Below are 15,178 nucleotides of genomic sequence, written 5' to 3'. Positions count from 1 at the left end.
GGAATAGTGGTGGCGCCGAGGGTGTTCCTTCAAATGTGAAGAACATCGGATTTCTCTCCTTCGGACACTGGACGCCCTCACCGCATTCGCAGACCCGTTCTGCCTCTGATGTGTTGCTGCAGTCCATCGACCTTGCCGTTGCGGCTGAGGAGCTGGGCGTCGACGGCGCCTACTACCGGGTGCACCACTTCGCCCGGCAGCTGGCCTCGCCGTTCCCGCTGCTCGCCGCCGTCGGCGCGAAGACCGATCGCATCGAGATCGGCACCGGCGTGATCGACATGCGCTACGAGAACCCGCTCTACTTCGCCGAAGATGCCGGCGCCGCGGATCTCATCGCCGAGGGCAGGCTGCAGCTCGGCATCTCCCGAGGCTCACCGGAGCAGGCCGTGGAAGGCTGGCGGCACTTCGGCTACCAGCCCGCCGAGGGCGAGTCCGACGCCGACATGGGGCGCCGGCATACCGAGGTGGCGCTGCAGGTGCTCTCCGGCCAGGGCTTCGCCGAGCCCAGCCCGCGACCGATGTTCCCCAACCCGCCGGGGCTGCTGCGCCTGGAGCCACACTCCGAGGGTCTGCGTCAGCGCATCTGGTGGGGTGCCGGTTCCGATGCCACCGCGCGCTGGGCGGCCTCACGCGGGATGAACCTGATGAGCTCCACGCTGAAGGACGACGAGACCGGCGAGCCGTTCCACATCCAGCAGGCCAAGCAGATCCAGGCCTTCCGTGATGAATGGGCCAAGCACGACCACGGCTTCGCTCCCAGGGTCTCGGTCTCGCGTTCGATCCTGCCCATCGTCTCGGACCAGGACCGGGCCTACTTCCTGGGCCAGCGCGACTCCAAGGACCAGATCGGCATGATCGACGAGAAGACCCGCGCGATCTTCGGACGCAGCTTCACTGCGGAACCCGAGTTGCTCGTCGAGGAGCTCGCCAAGGACGAGGCAGTCCAGGCCGCGGACACGGTGCTGGTGACCGTGCCCAATCAGCTCGGCGTGGACTACAACGCCCACATCCTTGAATCCCTGGTCGAGCACGTGGCCAAGCCGCTGGGCTGGAAGTAAGACCCACCTGACGCGTCGAGCGGCGGATTCTCCGAACAGCTGCGGCCTCTCGGCCCATGAGATGTCCGGAGAAGCCGCCCCTCAACGGTGGGGGATCAGGGAAAGTCGAGGGTCAGCGTAGCCCGCGTCGAGGCTGAATCCTCGGCACCGGCTCCCGCTGAGTTCGCGCAGGAGGCCACCCGGGAGACGCAGACGCAGAGCTTGGTGTCGGTGCTCTTCTCCGCCTCGCTGAAGAACACATCACGGTGGTCGATGACGCCGTTCAGCTGGTCGGCCTTGACCACGCACAGCCCGCATTCGCCCTTGCGGCAGTCGTACATGGCCTCCACGCCGACCCGCTCCAGCGCCTCCAGGATGGACTCGTCCGGAGAGACGACCGTGTGGCGCTCGGAGCCGCGGATCCGCAGCTCGAACTCCTCCGGGTCGAACCAGCCGCTGTTGCCGAAGGTCTCGTAGCGAAGGTTCGGCATCGGCAGCTCGCGCTCGATCCAGGCCCTCCGCACGGCGTCCATCAGTCGGATGGGACCACACATGTAGAACTCGGTGGAGTGATCCACCTGCCCAAGGAGCCCCTTGACGTCGAGGACGTCGCCCTCGTCATCGACCGAGAGCCTCAGCCGCGGTCCGTGCTCGCGATGCAGCTCGTCGAGGAAGGCCATGGCCGGGCGGGAGCGTCCGACGAAGATCAGCTGGTAGTCCGCGCCGAGCCGCTTGAGCACCCGGGCCATCGAGTGGATCGCCGTGATGCCCACTCCGCCGGCGAGGAGCACGTAGCGCGGCGCGCCCACTCGCAGCGGGAAGTTCTGCAGCGGCGAGGTGACCTCGAGGGGATCACCGGGTTCAAGGGCGTGCATGAACCGTGATCCGCCGCGCGAGGTGGGGGAGCGGCGCACCCCGATCTTCACCCAGCTTCCGTCCACCGCACCCTCGACCACCGAGTAGGAGCGGACCATGTCCGGGGCGATGCGCACGTCGATATGCGCGCCAGGCTCGGTGAACAGCGGTCGTTCCCCGGCGAGGACGATCTCGGCGATCTCATCGGCGGCGGCGCGGCGCGACTTCACCACGGCTCGCTGCCAGTGCAGCTGGGTTCCCTGTGACACCTGGCATCAGCCCTTGGCGTCGGAGAGGTCGGCGTCGGAGGCGAGCATCGTGCGCTCGGCCTCCACGGCGCGCTGGATCAGCCGGCGCACCCACATGCCGCCGGCGTCGATGTTGAGGTTGTAGAACTCGTGGTCCGGGTTGTCCACGATCGCCTGCTGCTGGGCGGTGAGCATCTCCTCGTCCTCGGCGAAGACCCCGTGCACGCCGTCGCGCAGCTCGGTGGTGATCCGCTGGCTCTCCAGCCGGTAGTTGCGCATGAAGGCCCAGTAGTACATCGCGTTGGCCTGATCGACCGGGGAGATCGTGTTCATTACGTACCCGTTCACACCCTGGCTGCGATCACCGGTGAGCCCGCCCGTGCCCGCCTTGGCCACCCCGACATCGATGCAGATCGTGGAGGGCATCTGGAACTCAATGATCTGCCAGCGGTCGACCTTGCCTTCGAAGTCTGGGAACTTGTCTCGCATGTTCTTCAGCCAGAACGGTGGGGCGTCGATGTTCTCCATGAACCGGGTCACGGTGACCGTGCGGTCGTCGTGGGTGACCTCGATATCGGACTCGCTGAGCTCCTTCTGCCCGATCGAGGAGGAGTGCAGGAACTCCTCATGGGTGAGGTCCATCAGGTTGTCCAGCACCAGCTGATAGTTCGCGCGCACATCGATGGTCTTGCCGTCGCCGGCCCACTCGTCGGAGCCCATCTGGTGCATGTCCGGGATCAGGGCGGCGTCGGCGAGCATCGGGTCTCCGGGCCAGACCCAGATGAAGCGGTGCCGCTCCACCACGGGGAAGGAGTTCACCATCGCCGAGGGGTTGATCGTCTTCTGCGCCGGCATGAAGGTGCAACGACCAGCGGAGTTGTACTGCAGGCCGTGATACGGACACTGGACTCCGTCCGGACCCACCAGGGAGCCCATGGAGAGGGGGGCGAGTCGGTGCCAGCAGGCGTCGGTCAGCGCGACGGGCCGGCCCTCCTCGGTGCGGTAGAGCGCCATGGGGCGGTTGGCGATCTTCCGGGAGAGGATCTTCTTCCGATTGACCTCATGATCCCATCCGGCCACATACCAGGCGTTGAGCGGATAGGCCATGTTCTTCGCGGTGGCGCCGCTCGGGCTGAGATCTGTCATGTCCGCCTCCTGTGACTCGAGGACGCCGTGGAGACCGGTCTCGGTCCGCTCGTCGACGCCACTAGCTATCTACATAGTTATATGTGCTGTGGGTCACAGAATAGCTCTGGATATAGTGGAGGGCAAGCACCTGCCCCTTTTCGAGAGGTTCCAACGCCTTGAGCCTGCGCTACGCCATCCTGGCGATCCTCACCGCGGCCCCGCTGACCGGTTATGAGACCGCCAAGCGCTTCGAGGGTTCGGTGGGGCACGTCTGGCACGCCCCGGATTCGCAGATCTATCCCGAGCTCCGGCGGATGGAGACGGAGGTGCTGGTGGAGGGCCGTGAGGAGCGCTGGGGCCCGAACAGCACCAAGACCAGGTACTACATCACTGCGGCCGGGGAAGCGGCGTTCCGTGAGTGGATGGCCACTCCGTTGAAGTACGCGCCCTGGCGCGATGTGGCCCATATGCAGGCCGCGTATTTTGAATGGACCGATCCTGAGAATGTGCGGATGCACCTGCAGAAGCACGCCGCGCACTACAACGAGCAGATCGCGCAGTGGAGCAGCCAGATCCAGGCGATCGAATCCCACGAGCACCCGATGATCGCCGCCCGGCTGGAGCGCTATCCCGCCGAGCAGCATGAGCGCATCGTCGCCTTCAAGGCGTTCGCCTACGACGGACTGATTCGGCTGGCCCAGGCCGAGGTGGACTGGGCGCACAGCGGCCTGGAGCTGCTCGAGCAGCTCGAGCAGCACGACGACGCCGCGCCGACCCCCGACGTCGACGCCGCCCCCGACCTCCAGGGCTGAACGGCTCCGATGTTCAGCGCCTAGGCATATTGTCGGCGCAGGTCGGGTTTGCGGATCTTGCCCGAGGCGGTGCGCGGCATCGATTCCACGAAGACCACCGACTTCGGGATCTTGTACCGGGCGAGCTTGCCGTGGAGGTGGTGCAGCACCTGCTCCTCGGTCAGCGCGTGGCCATCGCGCACCACGATGACCGCGCGCGGGACCTCGCCCCAGCGGGCATCCTCTACCCCGATGACAGCCACGGCGGCGACGGCCTCCAACGCTGCGATCTGCTGCTCCACCTGCGCCGGGTAGATGTTCTCCCCGCCGGAGATGATCATGTCCTTGAGCCGGTCGGAGATGAACAGGAAGCCGTCCTCATCGAAGTAGCCCATATCCCCGGTCTTGAGCCAGAGGCCATCTTCTTCGTGCACGAAGGAGCCGGCGGTGGCCTCGGGCCGGTTCCAGTATTCGGCGATCACGTTGGGTCCGTGCACCTGGATCTCGCCCACCTCGCCCATCGGGCAGGGCCGGTCCGCCGGGTCCACCACTCTGACGTCGGTGTGGAAGTGCGGGAGCCCCCCGGAGCCCTGCTTCGTCCGTGAATAGGCCGGAGGCAGGGTCGTGGCGCCCGGTGAGGTCTCCGTCATCCCGTATCCCATGGTGAACGCGAGCCCGCGGCTCTCATAGGCGTCGAGGACCCGCATCGGCACCGCGGAGCCGCCGCAGGTGAGGTTGCGCAGCGAGGAGATGTCGGTGCTCTCCCACTGTGGATGCTCACAGATCAGCTGGAACGTGGTGGGCACCCCGGAGATGTTGGTGACCCGGTGTTCCTCGATCAGCGACAGCACCCGCCCCGGCTCGAAACGCTGCTCCAGGAGGATGCTCCCGCCCTTGAGCAGCACCGGCAGCGCGCCCTGTCCCAGGGCGGCGACGTGGAACAGCGGCGCGATCATCAGCGCGACGTCCTTGCTGGAGAGGTCGAAGTCGGTGAGCACGTTGATGGCGTTCCAGGTCAGGTTCCCGTGGCTGAGCATGGCGCCCTTGGGGCTCCCGGTGGTGCCGGAGGTGTAGAGGATCACCGCGAGATCCTCCAGCTCCACCGCGACGTCCGGCCGCTGCTCGGCTCCTGAGGCCAGCACCGCTTCGAACGTCTCCGTGGGCACCGGAAATGCTGCAGGCTCCTCGGGTGGAGCCGCTCCCTCGACCACGATCAGCACCTGCTCCACGGCGGTGTCCCGGCAGGCCGGCGCGGCGACCGGTGTCAGCGGATGTGAGGTGACCAGCAGCCGGGCCCCCGAGTCCTGCAGCGCGAACTGGACCTCGGGCGGTGCCAGCCGGGTGTTCAGCGGGACGAACACCGCGCCGAGACTTCCCGCGGCGAAGAGCGTCTCGAGAAACGCCGCGGAGTTCTCGCCCAGATACGCCACTCGGTCACCGGAGCTGATCCCGCGGTCGGTCAGGGCGTTGGCGAGCTTGTCGATGCGCTGTGCCAGCTGGTCATAGGTCTGTTCTCCACCGGCGCTGATCAGCGCGGTCTGGCCGCAGGATCGCACCCGTCGTCGGTGGATCCAGTCGCCCAGTCCGTGATTCTTCATCGAGCGCCCTCCCAGACCAGGTCCTCGACGTTCGGGACCTCACCGATGAGTCCGTGGCGTTCAGAGATCTCCGCGACCTGCTGGAGCGAGTCCATATTGACCTCCTCAGGGAATGCGGGGATCGTGATCTCGCTCAGCAGAGATTCATCGATGGTCGTGTACTCGAGCAGCACCTCGCGCACCGCCTCGGGGTTCTCCTCGGCGTAGGCCTGAGACTCCTGGACCGCGGCGTGGAAGCTCTCCACCAGTTCCGGGTCCTCGTCGACCAGCTGCTGCGAGGCGAAGTAGGTGCCCACACCCAGCTCGTCGACCACATCGGCGAAGGGCGCGAAGACCCGGTCGTAACCCTCGTTGTCGGCGATGCTCGCGAAGGGGTCCACCGCGAAGATGGCGTCGACATTGTCCGCTTCGAGCTGGGCGAGCATGTCGGGGAAGGCGACCTCCACGAAGTCGACGTTCGACGGCTCGCCACCGGCTTCGAGCACGCCTTCGGAGATCATCGAGTCGGAGATGTTGTTGAGCGTGTTGACGGCCACACGCTGGCCTTCGAGGTCCGCGACGGTTTCGATGCCGGAGTCCGGTTTGACCAGGATCGCTGAGAAGTCATTCTCGGAGTCGCCCGTGGTCTGCGGACCTGCGGCCACGGTCTGCAGCGGCAGCCCGCTGTCGGCCGCGACGAGCAGGGAGGTCACGTTGGAGAAGCCGAAGTCGAAGTCTCCTGTGGACACGGCGGGGATGATGGCGGCGCCGCCCTGGGCCAGAGTCAGCGTCAGGTCAAGCCCGTGTTCTTCAAAGATCCCCTCCCGGTCCCCGAGGTAGATCGAGGCGACGTCGACGATCGGAATCAGGCCGACCTCGACCTCGGTGAGCTCGCGGCCCTCGGCTTGGGCGTCATCGTCGGCCGGTTCGCCATCGGCGTCGCCGGAGGGGGAGCCGCTTCCGCAGGCTGAGAGGGCAAGGACGGCGCAGAGGGCGAAGGTCCCGCGAGACAGGTGTTTCATGGTGGTTCTCCGATGTGTATAGGAATGAAGTCAGGGATGTCAAGAGTCAGGGTGTGAGTCAGCGGTGGTGGGCGGAAGGGGTGCTCCGCTCCCGCCCACCGGCGCAGTCGGCTGCGTGGGGCTCACTCGCCTTCGAAGTACAGCGTGGAGGTGTCCGGCTCGTCGCTGATGAAGTCGAACTTCACCATCAGCGCCCCGGCCTCCTCGATCTGCTCGGTGCGGATCTCGCCGTCGAGCTCCTCCATGCGGAGGTTCTCGGCTGCCTCTTCGGGCAGGTCGATGAACTCGGGAAGGAGTGCGCGCACGCCTTCCTCGTCCTCCTCGGCCGCCTGCAGCGACTCGTTCATCGCGTCGCTGAAGGCCTGGGCCACCTCCGGGTTCTCGTCGACGTACTCTCCGGAGCTGAAGCTCACCATGGTGGGCATTCCGGCGATGGCGTCCTGGAAGGAGTATCCGACCAGCTGGTTCGCCTCATCGGCCAGCGCGTTGCTCAGGAAGGGCTCGGGCACCCAGATGGCGTCGGTGTTGCCCTGCTCCAGCTGGGCCTGCATGTCGGGGAAGGGCATCTCGGAGAATTCGACGGCTTCGGGGTCGCCGCCGGCCTGCTCCACGGCCTCCATGATGGTCAGATCGCCCTGGGTCTGCAGCGCATTGACCGAGACGGTGTTGCCCTCGAGTCCGGTCCAGTCATCGATGCCGCTCTCCACGGTGGAGACCACGCCGGCGATGTCGTCGCCCTCGGCCAGCGAGTTGGAGTACCCGGTGACGATCCGCATGTCCAGTCCGCGGTCGTTGGCGTTGAGCACCGAGTTGGGGTTGCCGATGCCGAACTCGAGCTGCTGGGTGTTCACGGCGGGGAGCATGGCGGCGCCGGCGTTGGAGGTGGAGAGCTCGACGTCGAGCCCGTGCTCCTCGAAGATGCCGTTCTCGATGCCGTAGTAGATCCCGACCGAGGGGGCGATGGGGAGCACGCCGACGGTGATCTCGGTCAGCTCGCCGTTCTCGCTCGCGGTGTCGGCGCCATTGCCGTCTTCCTCATCCCTGGCCGGAGACCCCGAGCCGCAGGCGCCCAGTGCCAGGATGCTGACCGCGGCGAGTCCGGTGATGGATGCGATGTTCTTCTTCATGACTGCTCCTTGAGGTGCGGGGCCGCAGAACGGCGGCCCTCGGTGGGTGTGGCGTGACGGTGGAGGAGTGGGTTCAACAGCAGCTGCTCGGCTCGGGTCAGGGGTAGAAGCGGGCCAGAAAGGTGGCCACGACGGCGGGTCGCTCCTGTCCCTCGACCTCGAAGGTCGCGTCCACGACCAGGTGGAGGCCTCCGCCCTTGACCTCTTCGACGGCGCTGATGGTGCCGCGCATCCGTACCTTGGATCCGACCTTCACCGGTGCCGTGAAGCGGACCTTGTCCAGGCCGTAGTTGAGCTTCGTGCTGACATCGGTGACGTCGAAGAGCTCGCCCCAGAACGGAATGATCAGGGACAGGGTCAGGAAGCCGTGCGCGATGGGCGCTCCGAAGGGTCCGTCCTTGGCCCGCTCGGGGTCCACGTGGATCCACTGGTGATCATCGGTGGCATCGGCGAAGGTGTTGATCATCTCCTGGGTGATCTCGCGCCAGGCGGTCTCGCCCAGGTCGGTGCCGGCCATCGTGCGTGCGTCCTCGAACGAGACGACGGTGCGGGCGGTGTCGGTGTCGGTCATGCTGCTCCTTGAGGTGGCGGGTGATTCTGAGTGCACGGGTCCTCGGGTGTGGTCTGCGTCACATCTGTTTTTTGATAGGCGTCTGCCCGGGTGAAGAGTCATGGGTGAGAAGGGCTAGGTGAAGGCTCCCACCCCGGTGACGGCCCGTCCGACGATGAGCGCATTGATCTCGTGGGTGCCTTCGTAGGAGTAGATCGCCTCGGCGTCGGCGTGGAACCGGGCCACGTCGGTGTCCAGCGTGATTCCGTTGCCGCCGCAGACCTCGCGGGCCAGCGCCACGGTCTCGCGCAGCCGCAGCGAGGTGTACATCTTCGCCAGCGCGGAGTTCTCATCCCGGTAGATCCTGGCGGCCTGCTGCTCGGTGAGCTGGACGACCATGCCCAGCGAGGCGGTGAGGTTGCCCAGCATCATCGCGAGCTTCTCCTGGACCAGTTGGAATCCGGCGATGGGGCGGCCGAACTGCTCCCGGTGCCGGACGTAGGCCAGGGCGGCCTCGTAGGCGCCGGCCATGGCTCCGGTGGCCATCCAGGCCACATCGGAACGCATCCGGCGCAGGCAGCCGGCGACGTCGGAGAAGCTGTTGATCTGCTGCAGTCGGGCGCTCTCCGGGACGCGGACCTGCCGGTAGGTGATGTCGGCGTTCTGCATGATCCGCAGCGAGGCTTTGCGCGGAATGACCTCCATGGAGACACCCGGGGCCGAAGTAGGGACCAGGAAGCACTTCACCTGACCGTCCGCGGTGTCGCGAGCGAAGGTCGCCACGACGTCGGCCGCGGTGGCGCCGCCGATCCAGCGTTTGGCGCCGTCGATGATCCAGTCCCCGGTCTGCGGATCCTGGGTTGCTGCGGTGGCGAGGCCTCCGGCGACGTCGGAGCCGTGCTCGGGTTCGGTCAGTCCGAAGACTCCGGTGAGTTCATGGGAGACGATCTTCGCGTCGAGCTCACGCGCCTGCTCGACGGAGCCGCCCACGGTGCAGACCGTGCGGAACAGGCTGGCCTGGGCGTTGTAGTAGGTGGCCACGTTGATGTCGCAGCGGGTGAGTTCGAAGTTCCGGAAGCCGAGGAAGATGTCGCGGATCGGTTCTCCGGCCTCGCGCAGGGCAGGCGGGTCCATCAGGTTCAGGCTGCGCAGCGGGGCGATGATCTCCTCCGGGAAGCGCGCCTCATCCCAGGCGGCATTGAGGTGGGGGTGGACCTGTGCGGCGAGCACCTCGCGCAGTCCGGTGATCACGCTGCGCTCGGCCGTGGTGAGCCGCTCCGCGAAGCCGTAGAGGTCCGAGGGGATGACCGTGCCGGTGGCTGGTTCACGCATCGTGGGCTCCGGGTGTCACGGGGTCGGATGTCGTGGGGTCTGTGGTCGTGGGGTCTGTGGTCGTGGCACCGGGGACCGTTGAAGGCGCCTCGAGTCCGAGCAGCGCGACCGCGTTGTGCTTGAGGATCCTGGGCCGGACCTCGTCCTTGATCGGCAGATCCGCGAAGGCGTCCAACCACTTCTCCGGGGTGATCAGCGGATAGTCGGTGCCGAAGAGCAGCTTGGCCGAGAGGATGTTGTTCGCGCTGCGGACCAGATTGTCAGGGAAGTACTTCGGGGACCACCCGGAGAGGTCGATGTAGACGTTGGACTTGTGGGTGGCGATGGAGATCGCCTCGTCCTGCCAGGGCACCGAGGGGTGCGCCATGATGATCGGCAGCCCGGGGAAGTCTGCGGCGACGTCGTCGAGGAGCAGCGGATTGGAGTACTTCAGCTTCAACCCTGCTCCGCCGGGGGTGCCGGCCCCCATGCCGTTCTGTCCGGTGTGGAAGATCAGCGGCAGGCCGATCTCCTGCAGGGTCTCCCACAGCGGGTAGAACTGCTGATCCGAGGGGTCGAAGCCCTGCACGGTGGGGTGGAACTTGAAGCCGCGGACGCCCAGCTCCTCGGCCTGCCGCCGAGCCTCCACGAGGGCCGCGGGTCCGGTGCGAGGATCCACCGAGCCGAAGGGCAGCAGCACGTCGTTGTTGCGCAGGCACCCCGCCACCAGATCATCGATGGAGTTCGGCGCGTGCTGCATCTGGGTCCGGGCATCCACGGTGAAGACCACCGCCGCCATCCGGTGCGCCCGGTACACCTCCGCGATGCGATCGATCGAGGGTGTGCGCTCGGTGGTCTTGAAGTACTTCGCCGAGGCGTCGAAGAACAGCTCGGGCAGCGCGCGGTGTCCGTGCGAGTCCAGCTCCAGGTGGACGTGGGTGTCCACTGCCTCGATGGCATGTACGTCGATGGCAGATCGGTATCGCATCGGGGGATCCTCTCCTGCTCGGGCTGTCCGGGCTGTCCTGGGCATGTGTTCTGTGCGGCCTAGGCGGTGGGCTGCAGCTCGGCGGGAAGCTCCGGCATGGACTCGCCCACCGACTGCAGGTGGGCGCCGAGGATGTCGCGGCCCTGGGTCTGCAGCGTCGCGTAGTCCCAGCCGCCGTCGTGGAACTCTTCGACCACCGGCTCGGGGTGGCTCCAGACCTGCAGCCGGTCTCCGCCCGCGCCGATGACCTGTCCGGTGATGCCTTCCACGGCGTCGGAGGAGAGGAAGGCGACGACGCCGGCGGCGTCCTGCGCGGTGCCGAAGCCGAGCCCCTTGCGGAAGAAGTCGGGCATGGGCTGCCCCTGCTCGTCGGCCTCCACGGCCTTCTGGAAGTAGGGCACGGTCTTGGTCATCGCGGTGGCGGCCACCGGGATCACGGCGTTGACGCTGACTCCGGCGCGCTTGAACTCCAGCGCCCAGGTCCGCACCATGCCCACGATGCCAGCCTTGGCGGCGGCGTAGTTGGTCTGCCCGAAATTTCCGCGCTGACCGGTGGGGGAGCCGATGCAGACGATCCGCCCGGCCACGCCTTCGGTCTTGAAGTGCTTGAACGCGGCCCGGACACAGGTGAAGGTGCCCTTGAGGTGGACGTTGATCACGGCGTCGAAGTCGTCGTCGGACATCTTCAGCAGCGACTTGTCGCGCAGGATCCCCGCGTTGGTGACCAGGATGTCGAGACCTCCGAAGCTGGTCACGGCGGTCTCGACGAGCTGTTCTGCGGTCTCGGTGGACCCCACCGGGGCCACCACGGCGACTGCTCGGCCGCCGGCGGCTTCGATGGCCGCCACGGCGGCATCAGCGTGGGCCTGATCCACGTCGTTGATGACGACGGCGGCGCCCTGGGCGGCGAGCTCCTGGGCATACGCCAGTCCCAAGCCCGCTCCGGAGCCTGTCACGATGGCAACCTTGCCTTGCAACGACATAGTCTCTCCTTCTGTAGGGCCACGCGGCCTATGCTTACTGTGATACATCTCACTTGATAATATTGAGAAAGTCAATGATTTGTCTTCTCATCCGTTCAATCCCGCACTCGGGAACCGCTGCTAGGAGAATCCATGCCCCCCTCGACCCCCGCCGCCGCGGCGAGCGCACCGTCTCCCGCGAAGCAGGCGAGAAGTGAGGAAAGCGAGGAGCGCTTCCAGGACTCCGCCCTGGCACGTGAAGTCGCATTCCTCACCGCGCGTGCCCGAGGCCGGGGCAATGCCCTGGCCAATCAGCTGCTGGCCGACCTGGACCTCAAGGTGCGCCATTTCTCCGTGCTGGCCATGGCGTGCTCCGGGACCAACCCCTCGCAGCGCGAGCTGGGCGGATTCCTGGACCTCGACCCCAGCCAGGTCGTCGCCCTCGTCGACATCCTCGAAGACCGCGGCGCGATCCGGCGGGAGCCCGATCCGCGGGACCGTCGCTCCAAGATCCTGGTCGCCACCGAAGCCGGCCACGAGCTCTACGCCCAGGCGGTGCAGCGCACCCGCGAGGCCGAGGAGCAGACCCTGCAGGCGCTGAGTCCCGCGGAGCGGGATCAGCTGCGCGTGCTGCTCGCCAAGATCGTCTTCTGAGGCGCGCAGCTCCACACCCGCTGCGGGCCTACTTCATCGCCACGGCGTCCTCGGGTCGGAAGCCCTTCTTTGCCAGCTGGATCTGCTCGTAGACGTGGTGACGCAGCTCGGCGAAGCGCTGCGAGGATCGGGTCTCAAGCTGATCGCGGTCCGCCGGAAGGTCCACCAGCACGTCCTCCTGGATGATCGTCGGTGAGGAGGACAGAATGATGACCCGCTCGCCCAGGTAGACGGACTCATCGATGTCGTGGGTCACGAAGAGCACCGAGACGCCCAGCTTCTTCCAGATGCCGCGGACCAGGTCCTCGAGATCGGCGCGGGTCTGCGCGTCCACGGCGGCAAAGGGCTCATCCATCAGCAGGACCTCCGGCTGGTACGCCACGGCGCGGGCGATCGCCACACGCTGCTGCATGCCGCCGGAGAGCTGCCAGGGGTATGACTTCGGCACGTGGGCCAGGCCCACGGCCTCCAGCGCCTGTTCCACTGCATCCTTGCGGGCGGACTTGTCCATCCCCTGGTTCTTCAGCGGAAGCTCGACGTTCTCTGCCACCCGCAGCCAGGGGAACAGTGAGCGGCCGTACTCCTGGAAGACCACGGCCATCGACTTCGGCGGCCCGGTGACCTTCTGCCCGTGCAGGGTGACCTCGCCGGCGCTGGGCGCCATGAGCCCTGAGATGCACTTGAGCAGCGTGGTCTTGCCCGATCCGGAAGGTCCCACCAGGCAGGCCAGCTGACCCTTGGGAAGGTCGAAGGTCAGGTTCCTGACCGCTTCGATGTCTCCGCCGTCGGTGTGATAGACCTTCTTCAGGTTCTGCACCGAGAGCATCGGCTGTTCATCGGGCATGGTCCGCCCGACGGGGATCCTGCCGTCCGGTGTGTCCTGGATGCTGGACTGGCTGATCACGGGGTTTGTGGGCTGTGAGTGTGCGGAGGTCATCTCCGGGTCCCTTCTCTGGAAGTCGCGCGTGTGAAGTGGTGTGGTGGCCGGGGTGCGGCCGGCTCAGGCTGACTGCTCGATCTCGCGCAGCCCGTGGTACCAGCCCAGGATCCAGCGCTCGGCGAGCTGGAAGATGAAGGAGAGCACCACGCCGATGAGTCCCAGCAGGACGATCCCGGACCACATCTCTGGGATGGCGAAGGAGCGCTGGAACTGCACGATGGTGAAGCCCAGCCCTTCGGTGGAGGCGAACATCTCCGAGATCACCATCAGGATCAGCGCGATCGAGAGCGACTGGCGGATGCCGGCCATGATCTGCGGCATGGCCGAGGGCAGGATCAGATACCGGACGGTGTTGACCTTGTTCATCCCGTAGGTGCGGCTGGTGTCGGCGAGCACCTCGTCCATCGAGCGCACACCTTCGATGGTGTTGAGCAGGATCGGCCAGACGGCGCCGAGCACGATCACCGAGACCTTCATCTCGTCGCCGATGCCGACCAGCAGCATCAGCACCGGGATCAGCACCGTGGGCGGGATTGCGCGGAAGAACTCCAGGGTGGGTTCCAGCAGGGCGCGCAGCCAGCGGAAGGAGCCGATCAGCAGGCCGCCCACGATGCCGATCACGATGGAGAGCGCGATGCCCACCATGAGCCGTCCCAGCGAGGGGAAGACGTCGCCGGCGAAGCGTTCCGCGGTCCAGGTGTTGATGAAGGTCTCGACCAGCAGCTGCGGGGTGGGGACGAAGAAGCTCGCCTCCCCGAGTGTGGCCAGGAACCAGATGAACAGCAGGATCAGCGGCAGGGCCACGATGTTGAGGAAACTCCGGATATAAGTCATGCCGCCACCTCCGTGCGGACCGAGGAGTGCCAGGAGAGGACCTTGCGCTCGATCATCCGCATGACCAGGTTGATCAGGACCCCGAGCAGGCCGGTTGCCAGCACGAGGGCGTACATGGAGACGTAGTTGCCTCCGGACTGGGCCCTGCTGATCTCGGCCCCCAGGCCGGGGGTGCCGATGATCAGCTGGGCGGTGACCGCGAGGATCAGGGCCACAGCGGCGGCCAGGCGCACGCCGGTCATGATGTAGGGCAGCGCGGTCGGGAAGGTGACGTAGCGCATCCGCGCCATCGGTCCCAGTCCGTAGGACCGTGCGGTGTTCATCGCGACCGAGTCGACGTCTGCCACCCCGTAGAGCACCTGGATGAGCACCTGCCAGAAGCAGGCGTAGACGATGAGCATCAGCGAGGACTCGATGCCCACGCCGAAGAGCAGCACGGCCAGGGGGATCAGCGCCACCGAGGGGACCGGGCGCAGGAACTCGATCGTGGAGTTCGTGAAGCGGCGCAGGAAGGTCGAGGAGCCGATGATGAAGCCCAGCACCGTGGCCAGCACCACCGCGATGATCATGCCCAGGGCCCAGGCGTGCATGGTGTCGAACACCGCGACCCAGAAGTCGGCCAGTCCGAAGTTCGTGATCAGTCCGCCGATGGCCTCTGAGGCCGGGGGCATGAACCGTTCGTTGACCAGTCCGATGCGTGGAACGATCTCCCAGGTCAGCAACAGGCCCACGACCCCGGCGGCGCCGAGAAGCTTGGTGTCCCAGCCGCGCCGCGGTCGTCGGCGGGCCCGTCCTGGTCCCGAGGTCGTGGCGCGACCGGTGGCGCCGCTCTGCGCGATCGAGGTCAGCGGCGCGGCAGGGTCCGGACGGGTGGCGATGTCCAGGGCAGCCGAGCTGGACACGTCGGTGTGTCGGCGGAGGTCACCGCCTCGGCGGTCCGCGGCGGCGGAGGATTCCCAGCGGTGCAGCCGGTGGACCTCCTCCTCGCGGGTTCTTGGGGCTTTGCCGCGAGGGTCCGGCCCCGGGCGCGAGCTCTCATCAGTCATCTATGACTCCTTGTGCAAGGTTGCTCGGATCACCACAATGAGATCGCTCGCACTGTGATGCAGAACACATCACAGTCAGGATAGGCCTCCTACGTCAATAGTTCAAGA

Annotated in this window: 15 protein-coding genes; 3 read left to right on the top strand and 12 right to left on the bottom strand. The window is 66.6% G+C overall.

The genetic code is table 11. From position 1 onward, the window contains the following. The first annotated feature begins 35 nt into the window (after positions 1-35). A complete protein-coding gene (locus LTH93_RS06120; protein WP_241470416.1) occupies positions 36-1,058 on the top strand; it encodes an LLM class flavin-dependent oxidoreductase in 1,023 nt (340 codons plus the stop codon). 95 nt (positions 1,059-1,153) lie between these two features. On the opposite strand, the gene LTH93_RS06115 is transcribed toward LTH93_RS06120, so the two are convergent. Both LTH93_RS06115 and LTH93_RS06110 read right to left on the bottom strand, forming a co-directional pair. Further along, positions 1,154-2,161, bottom strand: coding sequence for a PDR/VanB family oxidoreductase (locus LTH93_RS06115; protein ID WP_241470415.1), 1,008 nt, complete (start codon positions 2,159-2,161; stop codon positions 1,154-1,156). 6 nt (positions 2,162-2,167) lie between these two features. Next, positions 2,168-3,286 carry an aromatic ring-hydroxylating dioxygenase subunit alpha gene (locus LTH93_RS06110; RefSeq protein WP_241470414.1) on the bottom strand — a complete coding sequence of 373 codons (1,119 nt, stop codon included), beginning with the start codon at positions 3,284-3,286 and terminating at the stop codon, positions 2,168-2,170. A 158-nt stretch (positions 3,287-3,444) separates the two neighbouring features. Between LTH93_RS06110 and LTH93_RS06105 the strand changes: the two genes are divergently transcribed. After that, the gene (locus LTH93_RS06105; RefSeq protein WP_241465198.1) at positions 3,445-4,080 is read left to right on the top strand and encodes a PadR family transcriptional regulator; all 636 of its coding nucleotides are present in this window, start codon (positions 3,445-3,447) and stop codon (positions 4,078-4,080) included. Positions 4,081-4,100: 20 nt separating this feature from the next. Here the strand turns inward: LTH93_RS06105 and LTH93_RS06100 are convergent, their stop codons facing one another. The 7 genes from LTH93_RS06100 to LTH93_RS06070 all read right to left on the bottom strand — a co-directional run bounded on the left by LTH93_RS06100 (position 4,101) and on the right by LTH93_RS06070 (position 11,617). Further along, positions 4,101-5,657 (bottom strand): acyl-CoA synthetase, encoded by a 1,557-nt coding sequence (locus LTH93_RS06100; RefSeq protein ID WP_241465197.1) that lies wholly within the window; start codon positions 5,655-5,657, stop codon positions 4,101-4,103. Continuing rightward, on the bottom strand, positions 5,654-6,658 hold the full coding sequence (locus LTH93_RS06095; protein ID WP_241470413.1) for an ABC transporter substrate-binding protein: 1,005 nt from the start codon (positions 6,656-6,658) through the stop codon (positions 5,654-5,656). The genes LTH93_RS06100 and LTH93_RS06095 overlap by 4 nt, the downstream gene beginning before the upstream one ends. Positions 6,659-6,780: 122 nt before the next feature. Continuing rightward, complete coding sequence (locus LTH93_RS06090) at positions 6,781-7,785, bottom strand: ABC transporter substrate-binding protein (protein WP_241470412.1); 1,005 nt, start codon at positions 7,783-7,785, stop codon at positions 6,781-6,783. Between the two features lie 97 nt (positions 7,786-7,882). Next, positions 7,883-8,356, bottom strand: a complete 474-nt coding sequence (locus LTH93_RS06085; RefSeq protein WP_241465194.1) for a MaoC family dehydratase — start codon at positions 8,354-8,356, stop codon at positions 7,883-7,885. A 114-nt stretch (positions 8,357-8,470) separates the two neighbouring features. Beyond that, positions 8,471-9,667, bottom strand: a complete 1,197-nt coding sequence (locus tag LTH93_RS06080) for an acyl-CoA dehydrogenase family protein (RefSeq protein ID WP_241470411.1) — start codon at positions 9,665-9,667, stop codon at positions 8,471-8,473. Beyond that, positions 9,660-10,634 carry an amidohydrolase family protein gene (locus tag LTH93_RS06075; protein WP_241470410.1) on the bottom strand — a complete coding sequence of 325 codons (975 nt, stop codon included), beginning with the start codon at positions 10,632-10,634 and terminating at the stop codon, positions 9,660-9,662. The genes LTH93_RS06080 and LTH93_RS06075 overlap by 8 nt, the downstream gene beginning before the upstream one ends. 59 nt (positions 10,635-10,693) lie before the next feature. Further along, positions 10,694-11,617, bottom strand: coding sequence for an SDR family NAD(P)-dependent oxidoreductase (locus tag LTH93_RS06070; protein WP_241465191.1), 924 nt, complete (start codon positions 11,615-11,617; stop codon positions 10,694-10,696). Positions 11,618-11,749: 132 nt separating this feature from the next. Between LTH93_RS06070 and LTH93_RS06065 the strand changes: the two genes are divergently transcribed. Then, the gene (locus LTH93_RS06065) at positions 11,750-12,250 is read left to right on the top strand and encodes a MarR family winged helix-turn-helix transcriptional regulator (RefSeq protein ID WP_241470409.1); all 501 of its coding nucleotides are present in this window, start codon (positions 11,750-11,752) and stop codon (positions 12,248-12,250) included. A 28-nt stretch (positions 12,251-12,278) separates the two neighbouring features. Here LTH93_RS06065 and LTH93_RS06060 read toward each other — a convergent pair whose 3' ends face one another. From LTH93_RS06060 to LTH93_RS06050, 3 genes are all read right to left on the bottom strand, one after another. Further along, positions 12,279-13,076 (bottom strand): ABC transporter ATP-binding protein, encoded by a 798-nt coding sequence (locus LTH93_RS06060; protein WP_241465563.1) that lies wholly within the window; start codon positions 13,074-13,076, stop codon positions 12,279-12,281. Positions 13,077-13,250: 174 nt separating this feature from the next. Further along, positions 13,251-14,024, bottom strand: a complete 774-nt coding sequence (locus LTH93_RS06055; protein WP_241465189.1) for an ABC transporter permease — start codon at positions 14,022-14,024, stop codon at positions 13,251-13,253. Beyond that, the gene (locus LTH93_RS06050; RefSeq protein ID WP_241465188.1) at positions 14,021-15,070 is read right to left on the bottom strand and encodes an ABC transporter permease; all 1,050 of its coding nucleotides are present in this window, start codon (positions 15,068-15,070) and stop codon (positions 14,021-14,023) included. Before LTH93_RS06050 ends, LTH93_RS06055 begins: the two co-directional genes overlap by 4 nt. Positions 15,071-15,178 lie beyond the last annotated feature (108 nt).

The organism is Nesterenkonia sp. DZ6, assembly GCF_022565835.1.
In the GTDB taxonomy this organism is placed as follows: Bacteria; Actinomycetota; Actinomycetes; order Actinomycetales; family Micrococcaceae; genus Nesterenkonia.
The sequence above is the reverse complement of the archived record's forward strand: the minus strand, read 5'-3'. Positions and strand labels throughout refer to the sequence as shown.

Excerpts from the sequence above, each read along its gene's own strand:
- LTH93_RS06110 (WP_241470414.1), bottom strand. The coding sequence starts at position 3,286 with ATGACAGATCTCAGCCCGAGCGGCGCCACCGCGAAGAACATGGCCTAT.
- LTH93_RS06100 (WP_241465197.1), bottom strand. The coding sequence starts at position 5,657 with ATGAAGAATCACGGACTGGGCGACTGGATCCACCGACGACGGGTGCGA.
- LTH93_RS06095 (WP_241470413.1), bottom strand. The coding sequence starts at position 6,658 with ATGAAACACCTGTCTCGCGGGACCTTCGCCCTCTGCGCCGTCCTTGCC.
- LTH93_RS06090 (WP_241470412.1), bottom strand. The coding sequence starts at position 7,785 with ATGAAGAAGAACATCGCATCCATCACCGGACTCGCCGCGGTCAGCATC.
- LTH93_RS06085 (WP_241465194.1), bottom strand. The coding sequence starts at position 8,356 with ATGACCGACACCGACACCGCCCGCACCGTCGTCTCGTTCGAGGACGCA.
- LTH93_RS06080 (WP_241470411.1), bottom strand. The coding sequence starts at position 9,667 with ATGCGTGAACCAGCCACCGGCACGGTCATCCCCTCGGACCTCTACGGC.
- LTH93_RS06075 (WP_241470410.1), bottom strand. The coding sequence starts at position 10,634 with ATGCGATACCGATCTGCCATCGACGTACATGCCATCGAGGCAGTGGAC.
- LTH93_RS06070 (WP_241465191.1), bottom strand. The coding sequence starts at position 11,617 with ATGTCGTTGCAAGGCAAGGTTGCCATCGTGACAGGCTCCGGAGCGGGC.
- LTH93_RS06065 (WP_241470409.1), top strand. The coding sequence starts at position 11,750 with ATGCCCCCCTCGACCCCCGCCGCCGCGGCGAGCGCACCGTCTCCCGCG.
- LTH93_RS06060 (WP_241465563.1), bottom strand. The coding sequence starts at position 13,076 with ATGCTCTCGGTGCAGAACCTGAAGAAGGTCTATCACACCGACGGCGGA.
- LTH93_RS06055 (WP_241465189.1), bottom strand. The coding sequence starts at position 14,024 with ATGACTTATATCCGGAGTTTCCTCAACATCGTGGCCCTGCCGCTGATC.
- LTH93_RS06050 (WP_241465188.1), bottom strand. The coding sequence starts at position 15,070 with ATGACTGATGAGAGCTCGCGCCCGGGGCCGGACCCTCGCGGCAAAGCC.